General features: G+C 40.8%; 21 protein-coding genes, 1 other RNA gene and 2 pseudogenes. 14 read left to right on the top strand and 10 right to left on the bottom strand.

The window, feature by feature from the left end:
• Positions 1-20: 20 nt before the first annotated feature.
• Positions 21-599 (bottom strand): RNA polymerase sigma factor RpoE, encoded by a 579-nt coding sequence (gene rpoE / locus ACWPW6_RS06935; RefSeq protein WP_154624301.1) that lies wholly within the window; start codon positions 597-599, stop codon positions 21-23.
• A 493-nt stretch (positions 600-1,092) separates the two neighbouring features.
• Between rpoE and nadB the strand changes: the two genes are divergently transcribed.
• On the top strand, positions 1,093-2,694 hold the full coding sequence (nadB, locus tag ACWPW6_RS06930) for an L-aspartate oxidase (protein ID WP_163861008.1): 1,602 nt from the start codon (positions 1,093-1,095) through the stop codon (positions 2,692-2,694).
• A 36-nt stretch (positions 2,695-2,730) separates the two neighbouring features.
• Here the strand turns inward: nadB and trmN are convergent, their stop codons facing one another.
• Entirely contained in the window at positions 2,731-3,459 is a 729-nt protein-coding gene (trmN, locus tag ACWPW6_RS06925) for a tRNA(1)(Val) (adenine(37)-N(6))-methyltransferase TrmN (RefSeq protein ID WP_410241896.1), read from the bottom strand.
• A 164-nt stretch (positions 3,460-3,623) separates the two neighbouring features.
• Between trmN and ACWPW6_RS06920 the strand changes: the two genes are divergently transcribed.
• The 4 genes from ACWPW6_RS06920 (at position 3,624) to srmB (ending at position 8,279) form a co-directional block, all read left to right on the top strand.
• On the top strand, positions 3,624-4,355 hold the full coding sequence (locus ACWPW6_RS06920) for an IclR family transcriptional regulator (RefSeq protein ID WP_196713286.1): 732 nt from the start codon (positions 3,624-3,626) through the stop codon (positions 4,353-4,355).
• A 2-nt stretch (positions 4,356-4,357) separates the two neighbouring features.
• Positions 4,358-5,275 (top strand): formimidoylglutamase, encoded by a 918-nt coding sequence (gene hutG, locus ACWPW6_RS06915; RefSeq protein WP_154624297.1) that lies wholly within the window; start codon positions 4,358-4,360, stop codon positions 5,273-5,275.
• A 294-nt stretch (positions 5,276-5,569) separates the two neighbouring features.
• Complete coding sequence (gene gltS / locus ACWPW6_RS06910) at positions 5,570-6,775, top strand: sodium/glutamate symporter (RefSeq protein WP_154624296.1); 1,206 nt, start codon at positions 5,570-5,572, stop codon at positions 6,773-6,775.
• Between the two features lie 163 nt (positions 6,776-6,938).
• Positions 6,939-8,279 (top strand): ATP-dependent RNA helicase SrmB, encoded by a 1,341-nt coding sequence (gene srmB, locus ACWPW6_RS06905; RefSeq protein ID WP_250000284.1) that lies wholly within the window; start codon positions 6,939-6,941, stop codon positions 8,277-8,279.
• A gap of 31 nt (positions 8,280-8,310) precedes the next feature.
• Here the strand turns inward: srmB and ACWPW6_RS06900 are convergent, their stop codons facing one another.
• Entirely contained in the window at positions 8,311-9,765 is a 1,455-nt protein-coding gene (locus ACWPW6_RS06900; RefSeq protein ID WP_154624294.1) for an ankyrin repeat domain-containing protein, read from the bottom strand.
• A 159-nt stretch (positions 9,766-9,924) separates the two neighbouring features.
• Positions 9,925-10,308, bottom strand: a complete 384-nt coding sequence (grcA, locus tag ACWPW6_RS06895) for an autonomous glycyl radical cofactor GrcA (protein WP_154624293.1) — start codon at positions 10,306-10,308, stop codon at positions 9,925-9,927.
• A gap of 320 nt (positions 10,309-10,628) precedes the next feature.
• Between grcA and ung the strand changes: the two genes are divergently transcribed.
• Positions 10,629-11,309, top strand: coding sequence for a uracil-DNA glycosylase (ung, locus tag ACWPW6_RS06890; protein ID WP_154624292.1), 681 nt, complete (start codon positions 10,629-10,631; stop codon positions 11,307-11,309).
• A gap of 232 nt (positions 11,310-11,541) precedes the next feature.
• On the opposite strand, the gene grpE is transcribed toward ung, so the two are convergent.
• Positions 11,542-12,132 carry a nucleotide exchange factor GrpE gene (gene grpE, locus ACWPW6_RS06885; RefSeq protein ID WP_154624291.1) on the bottom strand — a complete coding sequence of 197 codons (591 nt, stop codon included), beginning with the start codon at positions 12,130-12,132 and terminating at the stop codon, positions 11,542-11,544.
• Between the two features lie 101 nt (positions 12,133-12,233).
• Between grpE and nadK the strand changes: the two genes are divergently transcribed.
• From nadK to bamE, 3 genes are all read left to right on the top strand, one after another.
• Positions 12,234-13,133: an NAD(+) kinase gene (gene nadK / locus ACWPW6_RS06880; RefSeq protein WP_195848186.1), complete on the top strand. Its 900-nt coding sequence runs from the start codon at positions 12,234-12,236 to the stop codon at positions 13,131-13,133.
• An 85-nt stretch (positions 13,134-13,218) separates the two neighbouring features.
• Complete coding sequence (gene recN, locus ACWPW6_RS06875; protein ID WP_163861005.1) at positions 13,219-14,880, top strand: DNA repair protein RecN; 1,662 nt, start codon at positions 13,219-13,221, stop codon at positions 14,878-14,880.
• Between the two features lie 112 nt (positions 14,881-14,992).
• Complete coding sequence (gene bamE / locus ACWPW6_RS06870; protein ID WP_250000282.1) at positions 14,993-15,472, top strand: outer membrane protein assembly factor BamE; 480 nt, start codon at positions 14,993-14,995, stop codon at positions 15,470-15,472.
• 179 nt (positions 15,473-15,651) lie between these two features.
• Here bamE and ACWPW6_RS06865 read toward each other — a convergent pair.
• The 4 genes and pseudogenes from ACWPW6_RS06865 to ACWPW6_RS06850 all read right to left on the bottom strand — a co-directional run.
• Positions 15,652-15,789: pseudogene (locus ACWPW6_RS06865) on the bottom strand (PCC domain-containing protein); the annotation flags it as partial.
• Positions 15,780-15,973: pseudogene (locus ACWPW6_RS06860) on the bottom strand (transposase); the annotation flags it as partial. The pseudogenes ACWPW6_RS06860 and ACWPW6_RS06865, both read right to left, overlap by 10 nt.
• Before the next feature lie 173 nt (positions 15,974-16,146).
• A complete protein-coding gene (locus ACWPW6_RS06855) occupies positions 16,147-16,440 on the bottom strand; it encodes an RnfH family protein (RefSeq protein WP_163861004.1) in 294 nt (97 codons plus the stop codon).
• Positions 16,433-16,867: a type II toxin-antitoxin system RatA family toxin gene (locus ACWPW6_RS06850; protein ID WP_154624286.1), complete on the bottom strand. Its 435-nt coding sequence runs from the start codon at positions 16,865-16,867 to the stop codon at positions 16,433-16,435. Before ACWPW6_RS06850 ends, ACWPW6_RS06855 begins: the two co-directional genes overlap by 8 nt.
• Before the next feature lie 154 nt (positions 16,868-17,021).
• On the opposite strand from ACWPW6_RS06850, the gene smpB reads away from it, so the two are divergent.
• The 5 genes from smpB to ACWPW6_RS06825 all read left to right on the top strand — a co-directional run bounded on the left by smpB (position 17,022) and on the right by ACWPW6_RS06825 (position 20,638).
• Positions 17,022-17,504, top strand: coding sequence for an SsrA-binding protein SmpB (gene smpB / locus ACWPW6_RS06845; RefSeq protein ID WP_154624285.1), 483 nt, complete (start codon positions 17,022-17,024; stop codon positions 17,502-17,504).
• A 48-nt stretch (positions 17,505-17,552) separates the two neighbouring features.
• Positions 17,553-17,916, top strand: a transfer-messenger RNA (tmRNA) gene (ssrA, locus tag ACWPW6_RS06840).
• Between the two features lie 181 nt (positions 17,917-18,097).
• The gene (locus ACWPW6_RS06835; protein WP_250000280.1) at positions 18,098-19,339 is read left to right on the top strand and encodes an integrase; all 1,242 of its coding nucleotides are present in this window, start codon (positions 18,098-18,100) and stop codon (positions 19,337-19,339) included.
• Between the two features lie 348 nt (positions 19,340-19,687).
• Positions 19,688-20,149, top strand: a complete 462-nt coding sequence (locus tag ACWPW6_RS06830) for a GNAT family N-acetyltransferase (RefSeq protein WP_154624284.1) — start codon at positions 19,688-19,690, stop codon at positions 20,147-20,149.
• A 36-nt stretch (positions 20,150-20,185) separates the two neighbouring features.
• The gene (locus ACWPW6_RS06825; protein WP_250000278.1) at positions 20,186-20,638 is read left to right on the top strand and encodes a GNAT family N-acetyltransferase; all 453 of its coding nucleotides are present in this window, start codon (positions 20,186-20,188) and stop codon (positions 20,636-20,638) included.
• Between the two features lie 362 nt (positions 20,639-21,000).
• Here ACWPW6_RS06825 and ACWPW6_RS06820 read toward each other — a convergent pair whose 3' ends face one another.
• Entirely contained in the window at positions 21,001-24,858 is a 3,858-nt protein-coding gene (locus ACWPW6_RS06820) for a hypothetical protein (protein WP_257759818.1), read from the bottom strand.
• Positions 24,859-24,928 lie beyond the last annotated feature (70 nt).

Genomic DNA, 24,928 nt, shown 5'->3' with positions numbered 1-24,928 from the left:
AACACGAATACAAACAACTTCTAGTGCTGCTGAATCAACGGTTGTACTTTATTATCGATAGCTTCCCTTGCTCTAAAGATACGGGAGCGCACAGTGCCTACAGGGCAATCCATAATCTCCGCGATTTCTTCATAGCTTAAACCATCAAGTTCCCTGAGTGTTATTGCCATTTTTAAATCTTCAGGTAACGACTCAATCGTTCGAAAAACTACCTTCTTCAATTCTTCAGACAACATTAAGTTCTCTGGGTTCGAAATTTCTTTCAGTGCGCCTGCTGTTTCGTAATTTTCTGCATCGCTCGCTTCCAGATCCGACGCGGGAGGGCGTCGATCTTGAGCGACTAAATAATTTTTGGCCGTGTTAACCGCAATCCGGTATAGCCAAGTATAAAAAGCACTGTCACCACGAAACGAGCCAATCGCACGATAAGCTTTAATGAATGACTCCTGAGCAACGTCAGGCACATCCGCTTGTGGCACATAACGGGAAACCAAACTTGCGACTTTATGCTGGTATTTCACCACCAGTAAATTGAACGCTTTTTGATCGCCCTTTTGAACTTTTTCGACCAACATCTGGTCTGTCAGTTGCTCGCTCATTCCTGGGAAAATCTCCCGCAATCAGGCTGTAAATTTGTTAACTCGATCATGTCTCCCTTCCTAAAGCAAGCGTTACTTTGAGTAGTAAAAACAAGTGAAGTTCAATTTAATACATAAAAATAGTAAAAAACTTACAAAAAAAAGATGTTTTTACTGATAAAGGATCCACACGATCCTCAATAATTCACTTTAAGTTCAGATAGATAACCAAGCGTGTTGCGTGTTATCCCCTCTGATACAAAACGGTAAAACAGTACTCAATAGTGAGTCAATAAAATCAGCGTAAGCCCAACTTCAAAAATAGCATTACCAAGTCTGATAGGCTAACATGAAACTTCCAATAGATACTATACTCTAAATACTTCGAGGTGCAGCTAGGCAACAACCAATGAACCGCTAGACGCGTCTATCAGTCAGTGACTCGTACCAGTCATCCTAGCCAACAATACTGCAACTTGAAAGATGGCGAGCATATACAACATGCAAAACACTTATGAACGATTACCCACAGCATTACACTGATATACTTATTATTGGTAGCGGTGTCGCAGGGCTTTCCGCTGCATTACGGCTCGCACCATTTCATCAAGTGACCATCCTAAGCAAAAGCACGCTCAGTGAAGGTGCATCTTACTATGCACAAGGCGGAATTGCTGCTGTTTTTGATAATACAGACAGCGTAGAGTCTCACGTCGAAGATACCTTAATTGCCGGCGCAGGTATTTGTGATCCACAAGCGGTCGAATTTATTGCTTCCAATGCCAAAAACTGTGTTCAATGGTTGATTGATCAAGGCGTATTGTTTGATACTGAAGTGACTGAAACGGGTGAAACACAGTATCATCTTACCCGTGAAGGTGGGCACAGCCATCGCCGAATACTCCATCATGCCGATGCCACAGGCAAAGAAGTTGAGACGACTCTCGTCAATCTGGCTTTTTCCCACCCCAATATTCATGTCAAAGAGCGTTATAACGCTGTCGATCTTATTCGATCTGATAAAATCGACACATCTGGCCAACCGCGTATTGTCGGGGCTTATGTTTGGAATCGACAAAAAGAACACGTCGAAACGATCCGTGCCAAAATCGTCATTCTAGCCACTGGCGGTGCAGCGAAAGTTTATCAATATACCACAAACCCTGATATTTCATCGGGAGATGGTATTGCAATGGCATGGCGCATCGGCTGCCGTGTGGCAAATTTGGAATTTAATCAATTCCATCCAACATGCTTGTTCCATCCACAGGCCAGAAATTTTTTATTAACGGAAGCATTGCGTGGAGAAGGCGCTTATTTGAAACGCCCTGATGGAAGTCGATTCATGCCAGACTATGATCCTCGTAGTGAACTGGCACCAAGGGATATTGTTGCAAGAGCCATTGATCATGAAATGAAACGACTCGGTGCGGACTGCATGTACCTTGATATTAGCCACAAACCCGCGGACTTTGTTCAGAGCCACTTCCCAACTATCTATGAAAAACTAATGACCTTAGGGCTTGATCTGACTAAAGACCCAATCCCTATTGTACCAGCAGCGCATTACACCTGTGGCGGCGTCATGGTTGACCAAAATGGCATGACAGATATCCCCAACCTCTACGCCATTGGAGAAGTCAGTTATACAGGGCTGCACGGGGCTAATCGCATGGCATCCAATTCACTTTTAGAGTGCCTGGTTTATGGCTGGTCAGCATCGGAGCATATTAATCAAACGATCTCACAGGTCGATGATATCCCGATACTCCCTGAGTGGGATGAAAGCCGTGTGCATAATTCAGATGAACAAGTCGTCATTCAACATAATTGGCATGAATTACGTTTGTTTATGTGGGATTACATGGGGATCGTTCGAACAACTAAACGCTTAGAACGCGCCTTACGACGCATCCATCTATTACAGCAAGAAATCCATGACTATTATGCTAATTTCCGTATTTCAAATAACTTACTAGAGCTTAGAAACCTAGTTCAAGTCGCTGAATTGATGGTTCGCTGTGCGCTGGAACGTAAAGAGAGCCGCGGCTTACACTATACGTTAGATTATCCCGCGTTATTGCCACTCTCAGGTCCGACTATCCTCAAACCTTAATCTCATGAATTAATAGCTAGTCCGTTGGATTAGCTATTAATATTTCAAATAAAAATCACGTATGAGCCGCTGAAAATCTTCGGTATAAATCGTATTATCGGCCTCTTTTAATACTAACGTTGTGATTTGCGCTACCACAGGCTCTCGTTTTAACCCCAATAGCATGCGGTGAAATGGCATCGTGGCTTTGTCACGAATATTCACTCGATAAGCGGTAAACCAGTTATCGCTATGCGCCATTGCTTCAACCTTTTCGCCAACATCATAAGGTAGTACAAGACAAAATAAGCCATCCGGTGCCAAACAGTGCCGTGCACTATCTAATAATGTTTGATGAGTTAACGTGGCAGTATAGCGAGCCTGTTCGCGCTGCTCGCTACTGCATGACACAGATGGCTCAAAATAAGGCGGATTACTGACGATCAAATCATAGTCATGTTGTCTTTGAGTACAAAACTCAACAATATCTTGCGCAAAGACTTGTAACCTTTCACGCCATTGAGATTCGATAAAGTTTTCTTGTGCTTGCTGTGCCGCCTCACTATCCAATTCAACCGCATCAATAATGACTTGTTGATTTCGTTGAGCAAGCATCAAAGCAATTAAGCCACTACCACTACCAATATCTAAGGCTGTTTTTGCCTGTTGCACGGGCGCCCATGCCCCCAGTAATACCCCATCCGTTCCAACTTTCATTGCACAGCGATCATGTCCCACAAAAAACTGCTTAAAGGTAAAACCGCCTTTGCGATAACTTTTTTTCACGTTATTCAACCACTCTAATTATTTTTTAATCATTCAAATTTTCATTATACGACAATTTTAAAATGCAATATTTACACTTTTCTCACAAAATAATTCTCACAATATGAGAATATTATTTGAGCCTAAAAATTTTTACTGCTAACTTCGAAAAAAAGGGGGATACCATGAACAGTATTAACCGAACATTAAATATTCTATCTTATATCACTGCTAGTGCGGTTCCCGTCACTCCACAAGTGATATCCAAGGCATTGAATATTCCTGTTTCGACTGTTTATCGACTACTCGCCATTCTCATAAACTGGGAATTTGTGACTTATGCTAAACAATATGGTACCTATACTGTTGGTGCGCAGAGTATCAAAACTCAAGAAAAATACTATCACCACAGCCTGTTAATGAATTCATCAAAAATAGAACTGCTATCACTGAGTAAAAAGACACAAGAAACCGTCGCAATTATTACATCAAATCTGTGCGAGACCATCTGTGTTGACATGATAGAGAGTTCACAAGCACTACGCTGTTCCTTTGTCATCGGGCGAGGCAATACCCTCATCAAAGGGGCGAGTGCAAAAACATTGCTCGCGTTTCGCGACGAAGAATATCAATCATTAGTGTTTGAAACCCATACAGAACAATTGCAATCACCCGACAGTATACAGCAGTTAAAACATTCACTCATGCAAATACGCCAGCAAGGCTATGGCATCTCATGTGGCGAAATAGATGAAGGCGTTTTAGGTGTATCCGCACCTATTTTTAAAGGCAATGATGTTATTGCAGTTGTTTCTGTAATGGCACCGGAATTTCGTTCAACTCATCGAATTGACGAATTTATCGCTGAGACCTGCAAAGCAGCTCATAACATGACCAAACTCATTAATCTGGAGTAATTATGGCAGCACCTTTTATTTGGCAAGGCCGTACTGATGGTGATACCGAAGAACACCTACGGATCCATCAAGTCATGAATAAAAATACCCCTGCACAATTTGCTTTAATTGGCTTTGCTTCCGATGAAGGCGTTAAACGTAATAAAGGACGACTAGGCGCTAAAGCAGGACCTGATGCTATCCGCCAGCAACTTGCAGGTCTACCACTGCATCAACCTTTAGCGATTCGAGATGCAGGAACGATCTATTGTGACGATGGCCAATTAGAATCAGCACAACGCCGTCTTTCGGATGAGCTCATCACGATTTTATCATCGAAACAAACCCCTATTGTTTTAGGGGGAGGACATGAAGTGGCATTTGCCAGTTTTCAAGGACTGTTTGATTTCGTTAAACAGACTCAACCAACGAAAACCATTGGCATCATTAATTTTGATGCACACTTTGATTTACGTTCAGCGCCAATAGCAACATCTGGCACGCCATTTTTACAAGCGGCACAATTATGCGAACAGCATAATCGCCCTTTTCATTATCTCTGTCTTGGTATTGCCGATCATGGCAACACTAAAGTGTTATTCGATACGGCGGATAAATTAGGTTGCCAATATATTCGTGATAAGGCACTGACCGCTTCTCAATTACCTAAAGCCATAGAACAAGTTCAACAATTTATTAATCGCGTCGATTATTTATATGTCACCGTTGATCTTGATGTTTTTTCTGCGGCAATCGCTCCAGGCGTTAGCGCCCCCGCGGCGAGAGGAATTAATACAGAAACATTCGAACAATTATTTTCAGTCATTAAAACGAGCAAAAAAATTGCGGTATTTGACATTGCTGAATGTAATCCAGAATTTGATATTGATAACCACACGTCAAAATTAGCAGCTTATTTGATTTACCAATTTTTATTCTAATAAACAAACACAACAACGCGACTGATAAATATACCGTTCAATACATTTGTAACCCAATAACCATAACAGTAATTAAAACAATACTGACAAAAAAATATCGCAACAGTTTTAACATTAAAGTTTATTTTATGACGTTAACCACAAAATAAAAATTTAAAACTTGAGAATTAAACTGTTGCGAAAGGGTAGCCGAATACTTCTTTAGAGACATTCACACTGTGGCTAGAGCGTAGGCGTGTCGCCAAAAACGGCAAATGGCGAGAACGGTTATAGATTACACAGGGAAACATCCATATGACATTACAACTCGATACATTATCTACACTCCTCCTTACGGTACTGTGCCTCCTAATGGGCATTCACTTAAAAAAGCGTATTGAATGGTTACAACGCTTTTGTATTCCATCACCTGTTATCGGTGGCTTTTTAGTGAGTCTCATTATTTGGGGACTGAAATCCTTTAATTTGGCTGAAATCCATTTTGATACCAGCCTACAGACTTTTTTAATGGTTGCTTTCTTCACAACAATCGGGATTGATGGCAGCTTCCGTATTCTAAAAAGTGGCGGGCGTCTACTGTTTATCTACTTATTTATTTGTTGGTTTACCGTATTATTCCAAGACACCTTTGGTGCCGGACTCGCACATTTATTAGATATCAACCCCGTCATTGGCGTGATGGCAGGAGGCGTCTCTTTAACTGGTGGTCATGGTGGTGCAGCCGCATTTGGTCAAATGGCCGAAGGCTTAGGTGTACAATCAGCAACAGTTGCCGCCATTGCAGCAGCGACTTTTGGTTTAATTACTGGCAGCTTATTAGGTGGACCAATCGCCTCTTTCTTAATCAAAAAGCATCGTGTGACTATTCAAGCCGATGAGACCGTCACCAGTCCAAAAGTCACCGAAACCATTTCAAGTAAAATTGAATCTATTGATGCCCATGCCTTTTTAAAAATGTTGGCATTAGTATTAGGTATCATGGTCATTGGGCAATTTGCGTCAGCACAATTTACCAAAGCGACGGGCTTCTCTTTACCCAGTTATGTGGGGGCAATGATCATTGCGATTGTCATTCGTAATATCAACGACCAAGTTCATCTATTTAAAATTAACCAAAAATCTGTCGATTTAATTTCTGAAGTTTCTCTCGGCCTATTTTTAACCATGGCAATGATGTCCCTTAAGATTTGGGAACTGAAAGATGTTGCCTTACCCCTCTTTATCATTCTTTTTGCTCAAGTCGTGGTATTAATTCTGTTAGTGGTATTCGTTATCTTTAGACTCCTCGGCAAAAACTACGACGCTGCCGTTATGTGTGCAGGATTAATGGGGCACGGATTAGGAGCGACCCCGAATGCAATGGCAAACATGTCTTCCGTGTGTGAACGCTATAAGCAAGTTTCCATGAAAGCCTTCATGATTGTTCCATTAAGTGGAGCTGTACTCATTGATTTAGTGGGTATTCCTTACCACACTTGGTTAATTAACATCCTCAGTTAATCTTCTTGGGCATGCGTGCTTTTCACCTCGGAAAAGCACGCTTTCTGGCAATAAGACTGCCCGTTAAACGCTAAAACAGGTACACTTTGCTAAAAGATCTATATTTTATAATGAACAATTTGGCTAACCTGTTTATAATCAGCGCCCCAAATAGAGGTATATCATGACTGCAACCACATTTTCTGAACTTGAATTAGATGAAAGCCTGATCAACGCGCTGGCAGATAAAGGCTATGAACGCCCTACTGCAATTCAGGCAGCCGCTATCCCTGCGGCGATGGATGGCCGTGACGTTTTAGGTTCAGCCCCAACTGGTACAGGGAAAACCGCGGCATTCTTGCTACCAGCCATCCAACATTTACTTGATTTTCCAAGAAAAAAATCAGGCCCTCCGCGAGTTCTTGTATTAACGCCAACTCGCGAACTCGCGATGCAGGTTGCAGATCAAGCAAAAGAATTATGTGCACATAATCATCTTGATGTCGCGACAATCACTGGTGGTGTCGCCTATATGAACCATGCTGAAGTCTTTAGCGAAAACCAAGATATTGTTGTTGCAACAACAGGTCGCTTACTTCAATACATTAAAGAAGAAAATTTTGACTGCCGTGCTGTTGAAATTCTCATTCTTGATGAAGCAGACCGTATGCTCGACATGGGCTTTGCTAATGATATTGAAACAATTGCGGGGGAAACACGCTGGCGTAAGCAAACGATGCTGTTTTCTGCGACTCTTGAAGGCGAGGCGATTCGTGACTTCTCCGAGCGTCTGTTGGAAGACCCCGTTGAGATCGACGCTGAATCTTCCCGCCGCGAACGGAAAAAAATACAGCAATTTTACTATCGTGCAGATAATTTAGAACACAAAACCGCCTTGTTATGCCATCTCATTGCACAGAGCGATGTGACGAAATCAATTGTGTTTGTTCGCAAACGTGAACGTGTGCGCGACGTTGTTCAGTGGTTACGTGATGCGGGTATTGAGCCTTGCTATCTTGAAGGAGAAATGGTTCAAGCAAAACGTAATGAAGCGGTTCGCCGTTTAGTTTCAGGCCAAGTCAAAGTTCTTGTGGCTACCGATGTGGCCTCTCGAGGTTTAGATATCGAAAATGTCAGCCATGTGTTTAACTTTGATATGCCACGGACTGCTGACGTTTATCTGCATCGTATTGGTCGTACCGGTCGTGCTGGCCGAAAAGGTACCGCGATTTCACTGATTGAATCACACGATTACCCTTTATTCGGTAAAGTGACACGTTATATTGAAGATCCTATAAAAATGCGTGTTGTCGATTCTTTACGTCCATCAACTAAAGCACCTTCTGCATCAATGATGAACAAACCAAAACCATCTAAGAAAGTGCTCGCTAAACGTAAAGAAAAGAAAAAAGAAGAAGAATCGAAGAAAAAAGCTAAAGTCCGTCATCGTGATAAAAAGAACATCGGTAAACGCCGTAAACCCGTGACAACAGCTTCAGAACCTAGTCATCAAAAACCTGAATAAATGACTTAACGGGCTTAGGCCCGTTTTTTGATTACGACATTTTGGCCATCAATCTTTCGCGTATTATACGTCCTTGTGAAGATAACCAGTCAGCCTTAACCATATGATTTTTTAATACATCGCGACAGTTATACCCTCGGTGATTTTTAACCCTCCAATCAGCACCTTTATTTAATAAATACTCTGCGACGGATAACGCATGACTACCTAGCGCATCATGTAATGGTGTATTCCCAAAGTCATCAACGACATTCACCGCAAATCCGCTTTGCAACAACACTTTCGATTGTTCCAACCTGCCTGATTGAGCTGCAAGGTGTAAATAGCTTCGATTGTCGGCCAAATGTGTTTTTTTGATTTCCTTGGCATAGAAAGAATTCAGCAAGATTTGCATAAACTCAGGATCTGTTGATCTGACGGTATAACTGACTAATTCATCAAACTGCGCCGTTTTATTGCTAATTGCCACTAATCTTGAAAATTCCGTTATATTTCCTTGCCTAATACTGTTTTCACAACAGTTTTGCCAGCATTCGGTATAATGATCATGGCTGGATGATACGTTACAACTAAACTCCTCTAATTGCTTATCAAAATCATCATTAACAACCTTTTGATAATTTGACCAAGGCGCAAAATGACACATCATTTTGAGTATTTTAGGCATCGTATGAGCAATAAAATTACGAGTCACTATGCGATGAGGTAACCAGTCACGCCATGATTTCCTGTCATCATAATAATCTAACAGTATTCGACTCCCTAATGCGGATGGAAAAGGCGATAGCGATTGTAGTAAATCTAACCAATCGTAACGAACAACATAAAAACGCGATAAACCATTTTCTGCCATTTTTTTCGCTTCTTGATAATCCATCCCAATCTGCCGTAACGTATTTTTGGCAATTCCTGCTGGCGTATATCCAATACAGGGGGTTTGGCTAGCTAAGGAAGCAAAAGTTGCAAGCCCTCCCCCTAAAGAATGACCGACACAGATCATATTTCCTTTTGACGCGTTAAATAACACATTAGTTAAATTAACCGCTTGAAAATATTGAGGTTCAAAGCAACCAATCCCTTGCCGTATATCCGCATAAAAATCAATGAGCTCATTTGAGCCAGCAAAGCTAATAATATATAAATCATTCATGCGACAAATATGCGCTTCAAAGCCTGTCGCCTTATCAGATAACAGTCTTGGATCAACGCCAATGTCACTCAGTTGCTGATGGTTAAGACGCTCAACACCATATCTATTTTCCCAATCCGAAAAATAAGCGCCATACGCAATTAACCCCATCAAATAATCATAATTTTGTGGATCACGACCAAAAAATTGCTGAAATGATAATTGTTCTGGCTCCTCCATTTGATGAGCACACTGTGGCAATGACCCCTTCTTCTTCAAATAAATGCTGATGATTTCTTGGATCATAGCAATTTGATTATCAGGTTCAATTTGCATATTTTGGTTAATTGAGGACATAAAGCCTCCCAAATAATGGTGATAGGAAACAACATTAAAAGGGAAAATCCAGAAGGGAAAAAGAATGTACTTTGTTAGATGGGCATAAAAAAGCCATTGAATTCAATGGCTTTATAAATTAGTTATAGGCTAATACTTTTATCTTGAACAATATCGTTATTACAGGCTTTCAGTGAAAGTACGAGTAATAACATCACGTTGTTGTTCTGGCGTTAATGAGTTGAAACGCACTGCATAACCCGAAACACGAATCGTTAATTGTGGGTATTTTTCAGGGTTTTTAACCGCATCTTCTAAAGTCTCACGGCTTAACACGTTGACGTTTAAATGCTGACCACCTTCAACACGGACGGTTGGTTTGACTTCTAAAGGCACTTCACGATACTCAAAAGCACCGAGTTCATCTTTAGCCACAATTTGCCCTTCACTGTAATCTGCTTTTGCACAGACACAACGTGCTTCATTTTTCTCTTCATCAAGTAACCAAAAAGAGTTTAGTAATGCAGCATTGTCAGTTTTAGTAATTTGAATACCTGTAATCATGTCGACCTCCACGCTCGAGCAGGATTGAGATCAATCCCATCATTTGACTGTCAGTTAAATATTTGGTCTAACCAATTTCTCTACACATTATATACCAGCAAGAACCTAGGGCTTCTTTGATATTTATCAATAATTTCCAGAGGGAATTAACGCTCATTAACTCAACACCATGTTTTAAATCAATTTTTATCATTTATTGAAATCAATTTTTTTTGCTGTTTTTAAACTATTTTTTAATGGTTTAAGCGAAAACTCATCTTTATCTCTCGTAACTTAACCAGTAAGCTTATAGCTATAATTTGGTTGTTATAGGAATTTTCATGTCAAATACTCCAACTTGGCACGATGTTATTGGCTCAGAAAAAACACAAAGTTACTTTAAAGACACTCTCGCCTATGTGGCGAATGAACGTCAAAACGGAAAAATTATTTATCCGCCTCAACAAGATGTGTTTAATGCCTTTAGATATACCGAGCTCGCTGACGTTAAAGTCGTCATTTTAGGGCAAGACCCTTATCACGGCCCAGGGCAGGCTCATGGCCTATCTTTTTCAGTGCTACCCGGCATTAAGCCACCCCCTTCATTAGTCAATATGTATAAAGAGTTAGAAAAGGATATCCCCGGTTTTAAACGCCCTGATCACGGTTATTTACTCAGTTGGGCTAAACAGGGGGTGCTTTTACTCAATACTGTATTAACGGTTGAACAAGGTAATGCGCATTCCCACGCACATTTAGGATGGGAAACATTTACAGATAAAGTGATTGCCGCAATTAATGAGCACAGAGAGGGGGTCATTTTCTTATTATGGGGCTCACATGCTCAGAAAAAAGGCAAGATCATTAATACTAAACGCCATCATGTATTAAAAGCACCGCACCCTTCTCCACTCTCTGCGCATCGTGGCTTTTTGGGATGTGGACACTTTTCACAAACGAATGCGCTGCTACAACAACAAGGCCTCACACCAATAGATTGGACTCCCGTCATTGAAGCGTGACGTTTTATCGCCATAAAAAAACCGGGTAACACATAAGTGACCCGGTTGAGGTTGTTGACAAAGCGGGATAAAGCGTGGTTTTTCCCGCTTTGTGTTATCAGCCGTAAATCAATAAATTGATTTTCCTCGTTTATTTTCAAAACCTATTCGACTTGCCGCCAAACATCATAGGTTTGTCAGCCGTCTGAACCGGGTAATACATAAGTGACCCGGTTTCATCATTCACGCGACCTTATTTAGAGACGATAACCATTGCCGGTCTTAACAAACGACCGTTTAATAGATAGCCCTTCTGCATCACGTCAATAACATGGTTTGGTTGATGATCAGGCGACTCAATCATCGTCATAGCCTGATGTATTTCAGGGTTAAATGCCACATTAGATTCACCAACCACTTCAATGCCGAATTTACCTACAGCATTTAAAAATGATTTCAGTGTCAAATCTAAGCCCTCTAACATCGCCTTCGACGTTTCACTTTCGTGATCCGCGGCATCAATTGCGCGCTCTAAATTATCGATAACAGGCAATAACTCGTTAGAAAACTTCTCAAGCGCAAATTTATGTGCTTTTTCGATATCTTGTTCTGTACGGCGACGAATATTCTCAATTTCAGCTTGCGCACGTAACATCGCTTCACGCTCAACTTTTTGTGAAGCTGCGAGTTGTTCTTCAAGCTCAGCAATACGCGCTGCTAACGCTTGCACCTCTGCCTGTGACTCAGCCTGCTGCGCTTCTTGCTCTTGCTCTGACTCCGATTTTTGGACTTCATTCAGCTCAGGGGCTTGCTCATCATGCATGTTTTGTTCTTTACTACTCATGAATATCTCCGCGTATTTAGCATTAATCCCATTTATTAGAGTATTATGGGGATATAAAACAGGGATTCAAGGGACGTCATGCAATGAGAGGCCAAAAAATTATGCGTCAGGATAAAAGCACGCACCAAACCATTTTTCGAACCATCGGTATCGTTGGTCACCCACGCCACCCCGAAGCTTTGGCTACCCATGAATTAATCTATAATTGGCTATTATCTAAAAATTATCACGCCATTATTGATAAGCAAGTTGCCAAAGATTTAAAACTCCAAAATGCAAATACGGGAAACTTAACAGAGATCGGTCAACAAGCAGACTTAGTGATTGTTGTTGGAGGCGATGGCAACATGCTGGGAGCCGCCCGAATTTTATCCCGTTACAATAACAAAGTGATTGGTATCAACCGCGGCAATCTTGGTTTCCTTACCGACCTTGACCCAGACAACGCTTTGCAACAACTTTCACGGGTTCTTGATGGTGAATACCGAGAAGAGCAGCGTTTTTTACTTGAAGCTCAAGTCATCAAACCAAACCAAAAAGCGCGTAAAAGTAGCGCGATTAATGAAGTAGTTCTCCACCCCGGCAAAGTTGCTCATATGATTGAGTTTGAAGTCTATATTGATGATCGTTTTGCCTTTTCACAACGCTCAGATGGCTTAATCATTGCCACACCAACGGGGTCGACAGCATATTCGCTCTCTGCCGGAGGGCCTATTCTGACACCTAATTTAGATGCGATTGTACTCGTTCCGATGTTTCCTCATACCCTGTCATCACGCCCACTGGTTATCAGCAGTGACAGCCGTATCCGACTTAAATTTTTACGTAGTAACATTGACTATGAAGTGAGTTGTGATAGCCAAATTATGTTACCCATCCAAGATGGTGAAGAGGTTGTTATACAGCGTAGTAACAAAAGCCTTAATCTCATTCACCCTAAAGATTACAATTATTTCAATACATTAAGTTCAAAATTGGGTTGGGCTAAAAAAACTTTCTAATTTTTTTCATCTGCCTCTTTACTGTATAAAAAAACAGGATACACTGCATACAAACACAGGTGTGTATTTTTACAGGAGAGCGCAGATGCTTACCCAACTTACCATTAATAATTTTGCTATCGTTCGTGATCTGGAAATTGATTTCCGTAGCGGTATGACCACAATTACAGGTGAAACTGGTGCAGGTAAATCTATCGCTATTGATGCACTTGGTCTGTGCTTAGGTAACCGGGGTGATGCGAATATGGTCCGCCCTGGCGCACAACGAGCTGACTTATGTGCGCGTTTTTCCTTAGTGGATGCCGATATGGCGGCTAAATGGCTTATCGCTCACGAACTGGATAATCATAATGAATGCCTCTTACGGCGTACGATCACGTTAGATGGCCGCTCTCGTGGTTTTATCAATGGTACTGCTGTCCCTCTTTCTCAATTACGTGAACTGGGTGCCTTACTGATCCAAATTCATGGCCAGCACGCGCATCAACTCCTCTTAGATAATACACACCAAAAATCATTACTGGATGCTTATGCAAATCAGCAAGCACAACTTGCTAATATGAAACAGGCTTGGCAACAATGGCATCACTCCTGCCAACAACTCGCCATGTTTCAAAAACAGATGCAGGAGCGTGAATCACGCCAACAGCTTTTGGAGTATCATTTAAAAGAGTTAAATGAGTTTAACCCTGTCCAAGGGGAATTTGAAAGTATTGAACAAGAATATAAACAGCTAGCTAATTATGGGCAATTTTTAACACTCGGACAAAATGCAATGCAGATTATGTCTGAAAATGATGGCGTTAATATTTTAAGTTTACTAAATAGCGCAAAACATGAGTTAACTGAGTTAGCCACTCTGGATACTAAGTTTTCTAGCTTGTTGGATATGCTCGAGGAAGCCTCTATTCAAGTGAGTGAAGCAAGCGATGAACTAAGGCATTATTGTGATCAATATGAATTAGATCCTAATCGTTTGTATGAACTTGAACAACGTATCTCAAAGCAAATTCATCTTGCTCGTAAGCACCACATTATGCCTGAAGCGCTACCTGAGCTATACCAGCAATTATTAGATGAACAGCAAAAGACTGCGGAGCAAAATGATGACTGTGAAATGCTCAGTGAACAAGTACGCCGAGACCATCAACATGCGCTTGCCTGTGCTCAACAGCTACATCAGGTTCGTGTCGAGTATGCCCAAGAGCTCAGCCAGTTGATCACAAATAGTATGCATCAACTCTCCATGCCCCATGGTCGCTTCACCATCGATGTCACATTCACCCCCGACCATTTGCAAATCGATGGTGCAAGCAAAGTCGCGTTTAACGTTACAACAAACCCAGGGCAACCGCATCAATCACTCGCGAAAGTTGCGTCAGGGGGCGAGTTATCACGTATTGCCTTAGCAATCCAAGTGATCACCGCGAAAAAAATGGATACACCAGCCCTGATTTTTGATGAAGTTGATGTCGGAATTAGTGGCCCTACCGCCGCTATTGTTGGTCGACTACTCCGTGAATTAGGTGAATCCACTCAAGTCATGTGCGTGACACATTTACCTCAAGTTGCAGGGTGTGGACACCAACATTTTTATGTCAGCAAAGAAACAAATGGCGTAGAAACAGAAACTCGGATGCAATTGCTAGATAAAAAATCACGTTTACAAGAACTTGCACGTTTATTAGCGGGCAGCGAAGTGACCAAAAATACACTGGCGAATGCAAAAGAATTACTCGCAGCATAAATTTTGACAACTTTTTTGCTCTCCTATGGTCTTAGAGTCAATACGGAAGGTTTTAAATTGTATCAATGTCGATTATCATTGATGTTCTGACTCCAAAAGGAATGAGATATCCATGCGTTATAAACTGTTAACTGCTGCTGCACTATCACTCTCATTAATGTCCACGGGCTGTTCAATGATGGAACGTTTGGTCTATCATCCTGACATTAACCAAGGTAATTACCTGACAGCGAAAGATGTTGCTAAGATCCAAAAAGGAATGACTCAGCAACAGGTCGCTTATACTTTGGGCACACCAATGTTAACCGACCCGTTTGGTACTCAAACTTGGTACTATGTTTTCCGCCAAGAGCTTGGTCATGACCCTGTTAAGCAAGAAACGCTGACCTTAACTTTTGATCGCAACGGTATCCTTACTGAGATCAAAAATGAGAAAAATCTTGCAGAGCAAGAAGCGATGGAAGCCAAAGAAATTGAAAGTTCACCATCTGAACCAGCTTCTGCTGAGCCAGCACCTGCTACTAGCCCAGCAGAGCCCAGTATGCCGACTACTGAGCAACCAGCTCCTGCTAAAAAAATGCTAAGTCAGTAATTGACTAATAAATAATAGCTAGCTTACATCGGCTGGCTATTTTTTACTCAATTTGTAATAGCTACCTGCCATCAATAAATACAGGTAGTTATTACAATTTTAACCAGCCTCACCTCGATCAAATCATTTTGATAATATTCTCGAGTAAAGGTGATGTTATCTCACTCTTCAATGACTCATTCTAAGGTTGTTCTAACGGTACAACCGTTCATCATATGCCCACCTTGAACATGGCTATTTTCATCTGAGATAGCTAGATGTAAATGTTCACTCATCGCATCTAAGGTGCCGAACAGAGAAACAACTTTATACTTACCGATGAATGGACAAGGTCTGACTGAACATTTAGCGCTAGCGCTTCACAGTCCTTCATATTACAGAGAATATAAATTGTTCTATAAAGCGCCTTAACTACTTTATCTTTCAATATCTTATAACGATATTTAGGTATCCAAACTCGATGATATGTGCAGTGCCAATACCATGTGATGAACTGTGTATAAAACCCGTGTGATTTCCTTTGTACTTGTGTGAATAAGAGGATGTTTTCTGACATGGGATTTCTTTCAGACTATAGCCTCACAGGCTCAATCATCACCTTAGCTGGTGGTTTACAGCGGACAATAAAAAACCGAGAGAACTCTCGGTTTAATAGAAGGAACAAAAAACAGTCACTATTTTTTGTTATCTTTCGATTTTTCAGCTCTTTTACGGCGTAACTCTTTAGGGTCAGCAATCAGTGGCCGATAAATTTCAACACGGTCCCCGTCTTTCAATGTATCGCTTAGCTTTACCGGGCGACTATAGATACCAACTTTATTTTTTTTCAGGTCAATATCTGCTCGTAGTGCAAGAATACCTGAAGCAATAATCGCATCTTCAACCGTTGCCCCTTCAGCGACATTGACCGACAGTAGATATTGCTTCTCAGGTAAAGCATAAGTGACTTCAACGTTTAACTCAGACACTATAAACATCCTTTGCTCTGAGCGTGAATGCCTGAACCATGTTATTCGCTAATTCTTTAAAGATTTTGCCAAAAGCAAGTTCAATCAGCTTATTCGTAAACTCAAAATCAAGGTGAAATTCAATCTTACACGCATCCGAGCTTAACGGTATAAAACGCCATCCCCCTGTTAGCTTTCGAAAAGGCCCTTCAACCAATTGCATGTGGATACCTTTATTATCCTCTAACACATTTTTGGTTATGAACGTTTTACTAATACCTGCTTTTGAAACCTCTACAGAGGCCGTCATCTCATCATCACTATGACTAATCACCCGACTACCAACACATCCAGGCAAAAAACTTGGATATGCAATAACATCATTAACAAGTTTATACATTTGTTCTGCGCTAAATGGCACTAACGCAGAGCGACTAATCTGTGGCATATCAATTCCTATCCCCAAAAACTGCACATATAATACCACTATTGATTGGTTAAACAAAAAACAAAACGCCTTAAGCACAATAATTGCACAATCGGCACATTTTTAAACGTAGAAAGATTTATTTAACTTCAGCTTACAGTATAATGAACAAACTATGACAAAGAAAAAAGCTTATAAACCTGGTTCGGCAACTATTGCCTTGAACAAACGTGCTCGCCACGAATATTCTATCGAAGAAGAGTTCGAGGCTGGCCTGTCCTTACAAGGTTGGGAAGTAAAATCACTACGTGCTGGCAAAGCTAACATTGGTGATAGCTATGTCTTACTCAGAGATGGTGAAGCTTATTTATTTGGTGCAAATATCACACCACTGAATGTAGCATCATCTCACGTTGTCTGTGATCCGACACGTAGCAGGAAGTTGTTACTAAACCAACGAGAATTAGATACCCTTTATGGTCGTGTTAACCGTGAAGGCTATACGGTCATCGCCCTTTCCCTTTATTGGAAAAATGCTTGGTGCAAAGTCAAAATTGGCGTAGCAAAAGGTAAAAAGGCGCATGACAAACGTTCTGATATTAAAGAACGTGAGTGGCAATTAGATAAAGCACGTATAATGAAACATTCTAATCGCTAAGTTCTAGCTTTTTAGAGTATTTTTCTGTTATACTGCGTTCAACAACTTGGGGCTGATTCTGGATTCGACGGGATTTGCGAAACCCAAGGTGCATGCCGAGGGGCGGTTGGCCTCGATAAAAGCCGCAAAAAAATAGTCGCAAACGACGAAAACTACGCACTAGCAGCTTAATAACCTGCATAGAGCCCTCTCTCCCTAGCCTCCGCTCTTAGGACGGGGATCAAGAGAGGTCAAACCTAAAAGAGATCGCGTGGATGCCTTGCCTGGGGTTGAAGCGTTAAATTTAATCAGGATAGTTTGTTAGTGGCGTGTCTGTCCGCAGCTGGCAAATGAATTTAAAGACTAGACTAAGCATGTAGTACCGAGGATGTAGAAATTTCGGACGCGGGTTCAACTCCCGCCAGCTCCACCAAATTATCTTCTAAGGAAGTCCAAAGAAGACTGAAAAGCCCGCTAACTCAATGAGTTGCGGGCTTTTTTATATCCTACGCTGTCCTATTTTATCCCACCCAAGCTAATTCCTTTAGGCCCATTGATAGGCCCAACGAAAAGAACTAACATCTTTGTTGGGCCTAAATGCATGGAGATTTTTCATGGCAAGAAAAACTAAGCCATTAACCGATACCGAAATCAAAGCAGCTAAACCGCAGGACAAGGACTATCAGCTGTATGATGGTGATGGACTCACACTGCTAATCAAATCTAGCGGAAGCAAGTTATGGCAATTCCGTTACTACCGCCCTTATACAAAACAAAGGACCAAACAAAGTTTTGGTGCCTACCCTGCTGTCACACTTTCAGATGCTAGAAAACTTAGAGCAGAGTCTCGCTCATTACTGGCAAAAGATATTGACCCTCAAGAATATCAGAAAGATCAAATAAGAAACTCTCAAGAAGCTAAAACCAACACCTTTCAACTTGTTGCTGAACGTTGGTGGGAAGTGAAGAAGTCCACTGTAACAGAAGACTACGGTAATGATATTTGGCGTTCACTTGAACGAGATGTGTTTCCCGCCATTGGTGACATCAGTGTTACCGATATTAAAGCCCATATATTGGTTCAAGCAATACAACCGGTTCAAGCTAGAGGTGCGCTAGAAACGGTTCGTCGCCTTTGCCAACGCATTAACGAAGTGATGATCTATGCTCAAAATACTGGGTTAATTGATGCCGTTCCAAGTATCAATATTGGTAAAGCTTTTGAAAAGCCCAAGAAAAAGAATATGCCAAGTATTCCCCCTGATCAGATACCAAAGCTCATGCAGACAATGCGTACAGCTAATATCATTTTGCCCACTAGATGTTTGTTTATGTGGCAGCTACTCACCATATCTCGCCCTGCCGAAGCCGCGGAAGCCCGTTGGGACGAAATCAACTTTGAAACCAAGGAATGGAAGATACCGGCTGCTAGAATGAAAATGAACCGTGAGCACACTGTTCCGTTATCTGACGCTGCTTTAGCTATCTTAGAGCTAATGAAACCATTAAGTGGGCATCGTGAGTTTATCTTTCCTAGCCGTATCAAGCCTACCCAACCTATGAACAGCCAAACCGTTAATGCTGCATTAAAGCGAGCCGGATTCGGAGGCATACTGGTTTCACACGGTCTTCGATCAATTGCCAGCACCGCTCTTAATGAGCAAGGCTTCCCACCTGATGTTATCGAAGCCGCCCTCGCCCACGTTGATAAAAATGAAGTGAGACGTGCTTATAACCGCAGTGATTACTTAGAGCAAAGACGCCCTATGATGCAATGGTGGGCTGATTTTATTGAGAAAGCAGATAGGGGAAGTATTATTGAAGGAGGAATCAGAGGGATATCGCTAGTTGGGTAACTTGTGCGCCAGTTCGAATTTGAACTGGCACTATGACTACGTAGATCTATACATCATCCAGACGTCAGCTATGTGCCAGAAGCGAACATTATATAAAAGTAGCATCCCTTTATCGCTCACAGCGGACTGTAAAAGTTTATTTTACACCAATACCCTGTACCATATGCGGCATGGTCGCGCGCCAGTGCATATTCATCCCGCCGCTTTTGATAAATAATATGTTGATACCAAAACGAATAAAACTCTGAATGACCTAGCAATGGGCGCGCAACATCATTCTACTAAAAATCTCTGAGGAAAACGGGATAATTACCCCCTCAATCAAGCTAAAAACAGGGAAAGCACTATATGTCTTTCATTATTGATATAGCAAATGCCAGTGAGGCAAATGTACTGACAACACTATCATTGAGATCTAAAAAATATTGGGGATATAGTGATAATTTTATTGAAATGTGCCGTGATGAGCTTACATTAAAACCGGATGATTTCGCTCACTATTTAATTTTAGTAGCCAAAATTAATGGCAAATACTGTGGCTTTATTCAACTCAGATTTGATGAAGACTCTGAAAGCGGAGAATTAGAAAAGTTATTTATTGACCCTTCATTCATTGGATTGGGAATTGGTAAAGCTTTATATGACGCAGGATTGGAACAAGCGCGAAGGCTGAACATAAAAGAATTAACTTTAGATGCAGACCCCAACGCTGAAAATTTTTACATAAAAATGGGTGCGATAACAATGTGTAGAACTCCGTCAGGCTCAATACCAGACAGACTTATACCCAAAATGAAAATCACCTTATAATCATATATTTATTACATTATAATCAATGAGTTTCCTATGAACCTAAACTTTCGCAATCTGTTTCTTGACGATATTAATGAAATAACTGATTTGTATATACAAACATATCAAGCTCCTCCGTGGAATGAACTATACCCATCAGCTAAACCAGTGAAAGAGTTTATTTCAAATCATCTGAAGAATAATTATTTTCTTGGATATGTCGCCATCTTAGACTCTCGTATTGTTGCGGTTTCAATTGGTTTTCAGAAACCTTGGCCTGAAGGCATGGAATATTATATTGATGATTTCTTTGTTGGGTATGATTATCAAAATAGAGGGGTTGGGTCATTATTTATGGCATATATAAGAGAAGATATACGCGCTAAAAATCTTAATGCCATTCTTCTGCACACTGAACATGGCTATCCAGCGGAATCATTTTACATAAAAAATGGCTTCGAGAGGCATGAAAACATGCTGCTCTTATCGACACGGATACCATGCTAATTTTAAACTAAAGAGCATAAAAATTTATAATATTTTTATGCCTACAAGGCTCCGTTACTCTATGTATAGAATGTAGGCTAGGATCGGTTTCCAATACTGTCCGCTCTTCGCTCAGAGCTGACTGTCAGTTTTAAGTATGCACGACACTGCTCGGGTATGAGCTAATACAATTGCAGTTAATCACTTACCCAATTCTTGACTACGGCTCTTACTTAGCATTACCTCATGCCAATATTTATCCACCTGATTAATTGAGTAATATATTTACCTCAAGCAGGGCCAGTTATACCCTGTGAATTAAGTAATTGAATTGAGCAATGAACCGTATATGAAATGTCTTAAGCAACTTTTCTATATCCTGTTTATTCAAATCGCTGTTCACGTCCTTCAGCATCCTTACGTTCACGGACTCTTTCATTCTCTATCCAGTGAATCAGTTTTTCATTCACCGACTTTGTAGCTATAGAAATGTCGGTACGCTCATGGGTAATTAGCTGGCTAATTGCATCTGCTCTAGATTGCATTATATTTGCCAGACTACCAGACCAACTAGAAGGAGCTGTACGCGCAGCAAAAGCTTCTAAAACAATTTTTGGTTCAGGTGCTAGTTCTAATAATTTGATTGCCACCTCAGACAAGATCGTTGCTGATGTAATCTCATCTTTTACCCAAAGGTTTATGCCCGTCGCTACAGCCGAAAATATACTGCTATCATTTTTGTAACAGCACCATTCAAGTAGTACATTCTTATCTATCTTTTCAAGAACAGATCCATTCCTATCATCACTACGGATAAAATATAATCGTGACTGTTTTTGCCTATCCGTTCCCTCAAAAACACGACTAAGAAATTCTTCTGGCATCAATGAAGCTGTCTTCCCAATAACATTTTCAAATGAGTAAAGACAACCATAGCTATTGTCAATTACATCAAAAATAGTATTTAACCACTCTAGTTTTTCCGATTCGTTACCATCAAAACGTAAAGCAGCATTAATCACATGCTCCATGTTATAATCGCTCATACCGCCAGAGTCATTATCATTCCCCTTAAGTCGCGATATTCCAGCTTTCAGACCAAGTAATCTAAATTCAGAACCAAGAGTATCGATTGCTTCATCTGTGTCATGTAACCTCATGCTAAGGCCATCTAAAACTACATCATCACCATTTGGTTTTCTTAAAAGTCTTGAAGTAAGGTCAAGAATGCACTCTTTTGGTAAATCTCCATATTCCTTCCTCCACAAAATCGGTCCATACATGATTGGCCTAATATCTGGATCATCCAGAATTGTCATACAACGATTCAAATCATTAACTGTAAATTCTCGTTGTGGATGTAGAGCAACTAAAACGTTTCTAAGTTCATTATGTTTTGCGCACTGTTCAAGAAATTCCTGCGCTAGCTCTCTATTTACAGAATCAACTTCGTCAATAAATCCCTTAAAAACTGAGAAATCTTTATTAATTTCGGGATGTTTCTTCAACTCATCAACAAGATTCTGCCAATAGATTTTCTGATCGTATGCTCCTTTCGCTAATCCTGTACCAAAAGCTATTCGATAAGGCATCCACTCTGAAGAAAACAAATTAGAACCTAGCTCATAAAGCTTATGATTTGAAATAGCAAAAAGTTCACCTAGTCGTTGAGCATTAGCGTCAATCCGTTTTCTAGCGTCAGTATATTTATCTCCAGAACTATGATTAAAATCATTATCAAGAGCCCAATAATCCCGTCCTCCACTGAAAACAAATGTTATTGTTTTTGAAATTAAGCTATTAGGCTCTAACTCTTTCTCTAAGGCCACGAGGTTATCTGGTATCTGTTTTAAATTTTGACTATCTTGGCTCTTAGAGTAATTAAAATAAATAACTGAACGAATCGCCTTCCAACCTTCACTCCAAGGGGCATAAGCATGCAACTTACGAGCTGCATCGACGAGTATTTCTCTCATCGATTCTTGATACCACATTCCTCTAAATTGATTCGCCAGAATCTGTCTGACGCTATTTCTTAACGTTAGATCACTTGAAGTCCCTAATTGTAATGCAAAATTAATAAAAGTATGACGCCACTCAACCAGTTCATCGTAGTCAGGTTCGAATCCAAAATCTCTAGGCTTAGCACCAAATTCATACACCCCAATACCTGACCAGAAACCACCAGCAAGAGCAGTTGAAAGCATTTTAAGCCCTAAAGATCTACGAGCAACGATATCTGAAGTAAGGCATTCATTCATAATCTCAATACGCTGCTCTATAGAAGCATGGGTGCCTGATAAATATGCCTGAAAGAATTTAGTGAGCTTTTGCCCCGCATCATCGTGGTTATTACTTTCTTTTTCATTATCTGCAATTCGAATTAACAATTTAGCACATTGCACAAAGTTTCTAGGCTCATAAGCTAATGCCTGCAGTAGTTTGATAGTCGTTGTTCGACGAGAGTCATAGCGCTTTAACTCGTTGAAATTAGAGTTAGTGAGTTCTACCTGAATTCGGTTCAATAACGTATCAGGTGCCACTGGAGCGATATATTCCAACATCCTTATTTGTGAATCATCTAGCTCTAGAATTTTCCCTAACAGTCCTTCAGGTTGTAACCAACTTTCAACAATCTCGATGGCGACAGGATGGTCATGTAACAACCCTAATCGATGAGCAAATGACATTAATAAACGTTGATTGTTCGATGCTTCAAAGGTTGCCCTAAGCTGTTCGGTGGGGATACTATCAAGTGCTGACGATGCTAATCTGTTCGCAATAGCATGAGGTAAAATAGCTCGCCAATGAGCTCTTTTTTGTACAATATGCCTATCTATTAATTTTTTGACTGTGCGGAATAATTGGTTTTTAGAATACCCAGAAAGAGAGCCCAATACTTCTAATTCACTTCGCCCTACATCGGGATCAAAAATCGAAAATGAATATACTAAAGATAATATTTCAGCTTGCTCCCTTAAATCATCATTTTGGTGATTACGCTGATCGAATAAACGGTTAAACAATTGAGCGTCGGATAGTTGAGCCAAACTTTCCCCCTCTTCCACCCTCTCCGCTATTGCCAAAGAGACTCTTGCATTACCATCTGCAAACTCTGCAATCCTACGGGCATTATTCTGGCCTATATTAGGAAAACGACGGAGCAGTAATTTTTCAGCGACTTCGGGTCCAACTGTCTCTATGTGAATTACCTCTGTGGTCTGTGGCTTATCATCCCTAATATCGTACTCAATAGTAATGAGTTTTACATTGTCACATGCAGTAGAAACCCTTTTAGCCAAATCTGCATGGAGGTCTGATGGACAATTATCAAGGATCATAATTGAATGTCGGTTTTCAGAAATAAGCCTCTCCAACATGACTGTAGCCGACGGCTCTGGTTCAGCACCAGTATCGACATAAACAGCAATTGTTCTATCAAGAGCATCTGTTCCAACTGTATCTACAGTTTCATCAAAAAGCGCCTGTACGATACGCGTTTTTCCTACCCCAGATAACCCAGTAATACGAATTGCTTTATTAGTCGTTCGTACAAGGTCTCTCATCGGTCCGATTGCATCTTCAATACTAAGATTCTGACCTTTTCCTGATGGCAATGAGATCTTCACACCTTGTGCGAAAATTATAGTATCTTCAGCTCCTTGCGGTGGATTGCTCCATGCCCCATACGGCTGCCAGCCAGAGTATCCTCGACCCAACTTCCTTTTCACCCATAACATCACTGACGGATGTTGGCGCACCCACTGAGTTAATTTAGAACGGTCAAAGAAGCATAAATGCAAATTACTGCCATTAGGATCTCTGCTCACTGCATCCTGCATGGCTTCAATACGATCTTTTAGCATTGGAGGAGAACAATCATCAGCTAAGCTGACAATAATGTAACTTCCCCCTTGTGCGGCTAATAAAGAAATCGTTGATGACAATTCACCATCAATAACCATTTCTTTTGTAATAGCAGTCTTCGGCATTGAATGTTTTTTTGATTGAAGGATTGTATTCGGTCTTTCAATAAATCCTGTAGTTAATTGCGCTACAGGAACATTAACATGAACATCGATACCATCATCTGGAGCATTGATTGATCCAGACCAATTTACCCTAGCAGGGCTATGACCATGTGCTGCTACTTCTGCCTCTGAAAGACGAGCGATTAGTTCTTCTAACTGAACATCAGATAGCCCGAGTAATTCATCTTTTTCAATATCAAAAATTGCCATGGCTTAGACTTTTTAACGAAAATATTGGCACTTAAATTGCCGGAAGTGAAACTATTATATCGAGTTGAGC

Source organism: Providencia sp. Marseille-Q8014, assembly GCF_965112055.1.
Note: the sequence above shows the minus strand (reverse complement) of the source record. Positions and strands in the feature narration are given on the sequence as shown.

Excerpts from the sequence above, each read along its gene's own strand:
- rpoE (WP_154624301.1), bottom strand. The coding sequence starts at position 599 with ATGAGCGAGCAACTGACAGACCAGATGTTGGTCGAAAAAGTTCAAAAG.
- nadB (WP_163861008.1), top strand. The coding sequence starts at position 1,093 with ATGAACGATTACCCACAGCATTACACTGATATACTTATTATTGGTAGC.
- ACWPW6_RS06920 (WP_196713286.1), top strand. The coding sequence starts at position 3,624 with ATGAACAGTATTAACCGAACATTAAATATTCTATCTTATATCACTGCT.
- hutG (WP_154624297.1), top strand. The coding sequence starts at position 4,358 with ATGGCAGCACCTTTTATTTGGCAAGGCCGTACTGATGGTGATACCGAA.
- gltS (WP_154624296.1), top strand. The coding sequence starts at position 5,570 with ATGACATTACAACTCGATACATTATCTACACTCCTCCTTACGGTACTG.
- srmB (WP_250000284.1), top strand. The coding sequence starts at position 6,939 with ATGACTGCAACCACATTTTCTGAACTTGAATTAGATGAAAGCCTGATC.
- ACWPW6_RS06900 (WP_154624294.1), bottom strand. The coding sequence starts at position 9,765 with ATGTCCTCAATTAACCAAAATATGCAAATTGAACCTGATAATCAAATT.
- grcA (WP_154624293.1), bottom strand. The coding sequence starts at position 10,308 with ATGATTACAGGTATTCAAATTACTAAAACTGACAATGCTGCATTACTA.
- ung (WP_154624292.1), top strand. The coding sequence starts at position 10,629 with ATGTCAAATACTCCAACTTGGCACGATGTTATTGGCTCAGAAAAAACA.
- grpE (WP_154624291.1), bottom strand. The coding sequence starts at position 12,132 with ATGAGTAGTAAAGAACAAAACATGCATGATGAGCAAGCCCCTGAGCTG.
- nadK (WP_195848186.1), top strand. The coding sequence starts at position 12,234 with ATGCGTCAGGATAAAAGCACGCACCAAACCATTTTTCGAACCATCGGT.
- recN (WP_163861005.1), top strand. The coding sequence starts at position 13,219 with ATGCTTACCCAACTTACCATTAATAATTTTGCTATCGTTCGTGATCTG.
- bamE (WP_250000282.1), top strand. The coding sequence starts at position 14,993 with ATGCGTTATAAACTGTTAACTGCTGCTGCACTATCACTCTCATTAATG.
- ACWPW6_RS06850 (WP_154624286.1), bottom strand. The coding sequence starts at position 16,867 with ATGCCACAGATTAGTCGCTCTGCGTTAGTGCCATTTAGCGCAGAACAA.
- smpB (WP_154624285.1), top strand. The coding sequence starts at position 17,022 with ATGACAAAGAAAAAAGCTTATAAACCTGGTTCGGCAACTATTGCCTTG.
- ACWPW6_RS06835 (WP_250000280.1), top strand. The coding sequence starts at position 18,098 with ATGGCAAGAAAAACTAAGCCATTAACCGATACCGAAATCAAAGCAGCT.
- ACWPW6_RS06830 (WP_154624284.1), top strand. The coding sequence starts at position 19,688 with ATGTCTTTCATTATTGATATAGCAAATGCCAGTGAGGCAAATGTACTG.
- ACWPW6_RS06825 (WP_250000278.1), top strand. The coding sequence starts at position 20,186 with ATGAACCTAAACTTTCGCAATCTGTTTCTTGACGATATTAATGAAATA.
- ACWPW6_RS06820 (WP_257759818.1), bottom strand. The coding sequence starts at position 24,858 with ATGGCAATTTTTGATATTGAAAAAGATGAATTACTCGGGCTATCTGAT.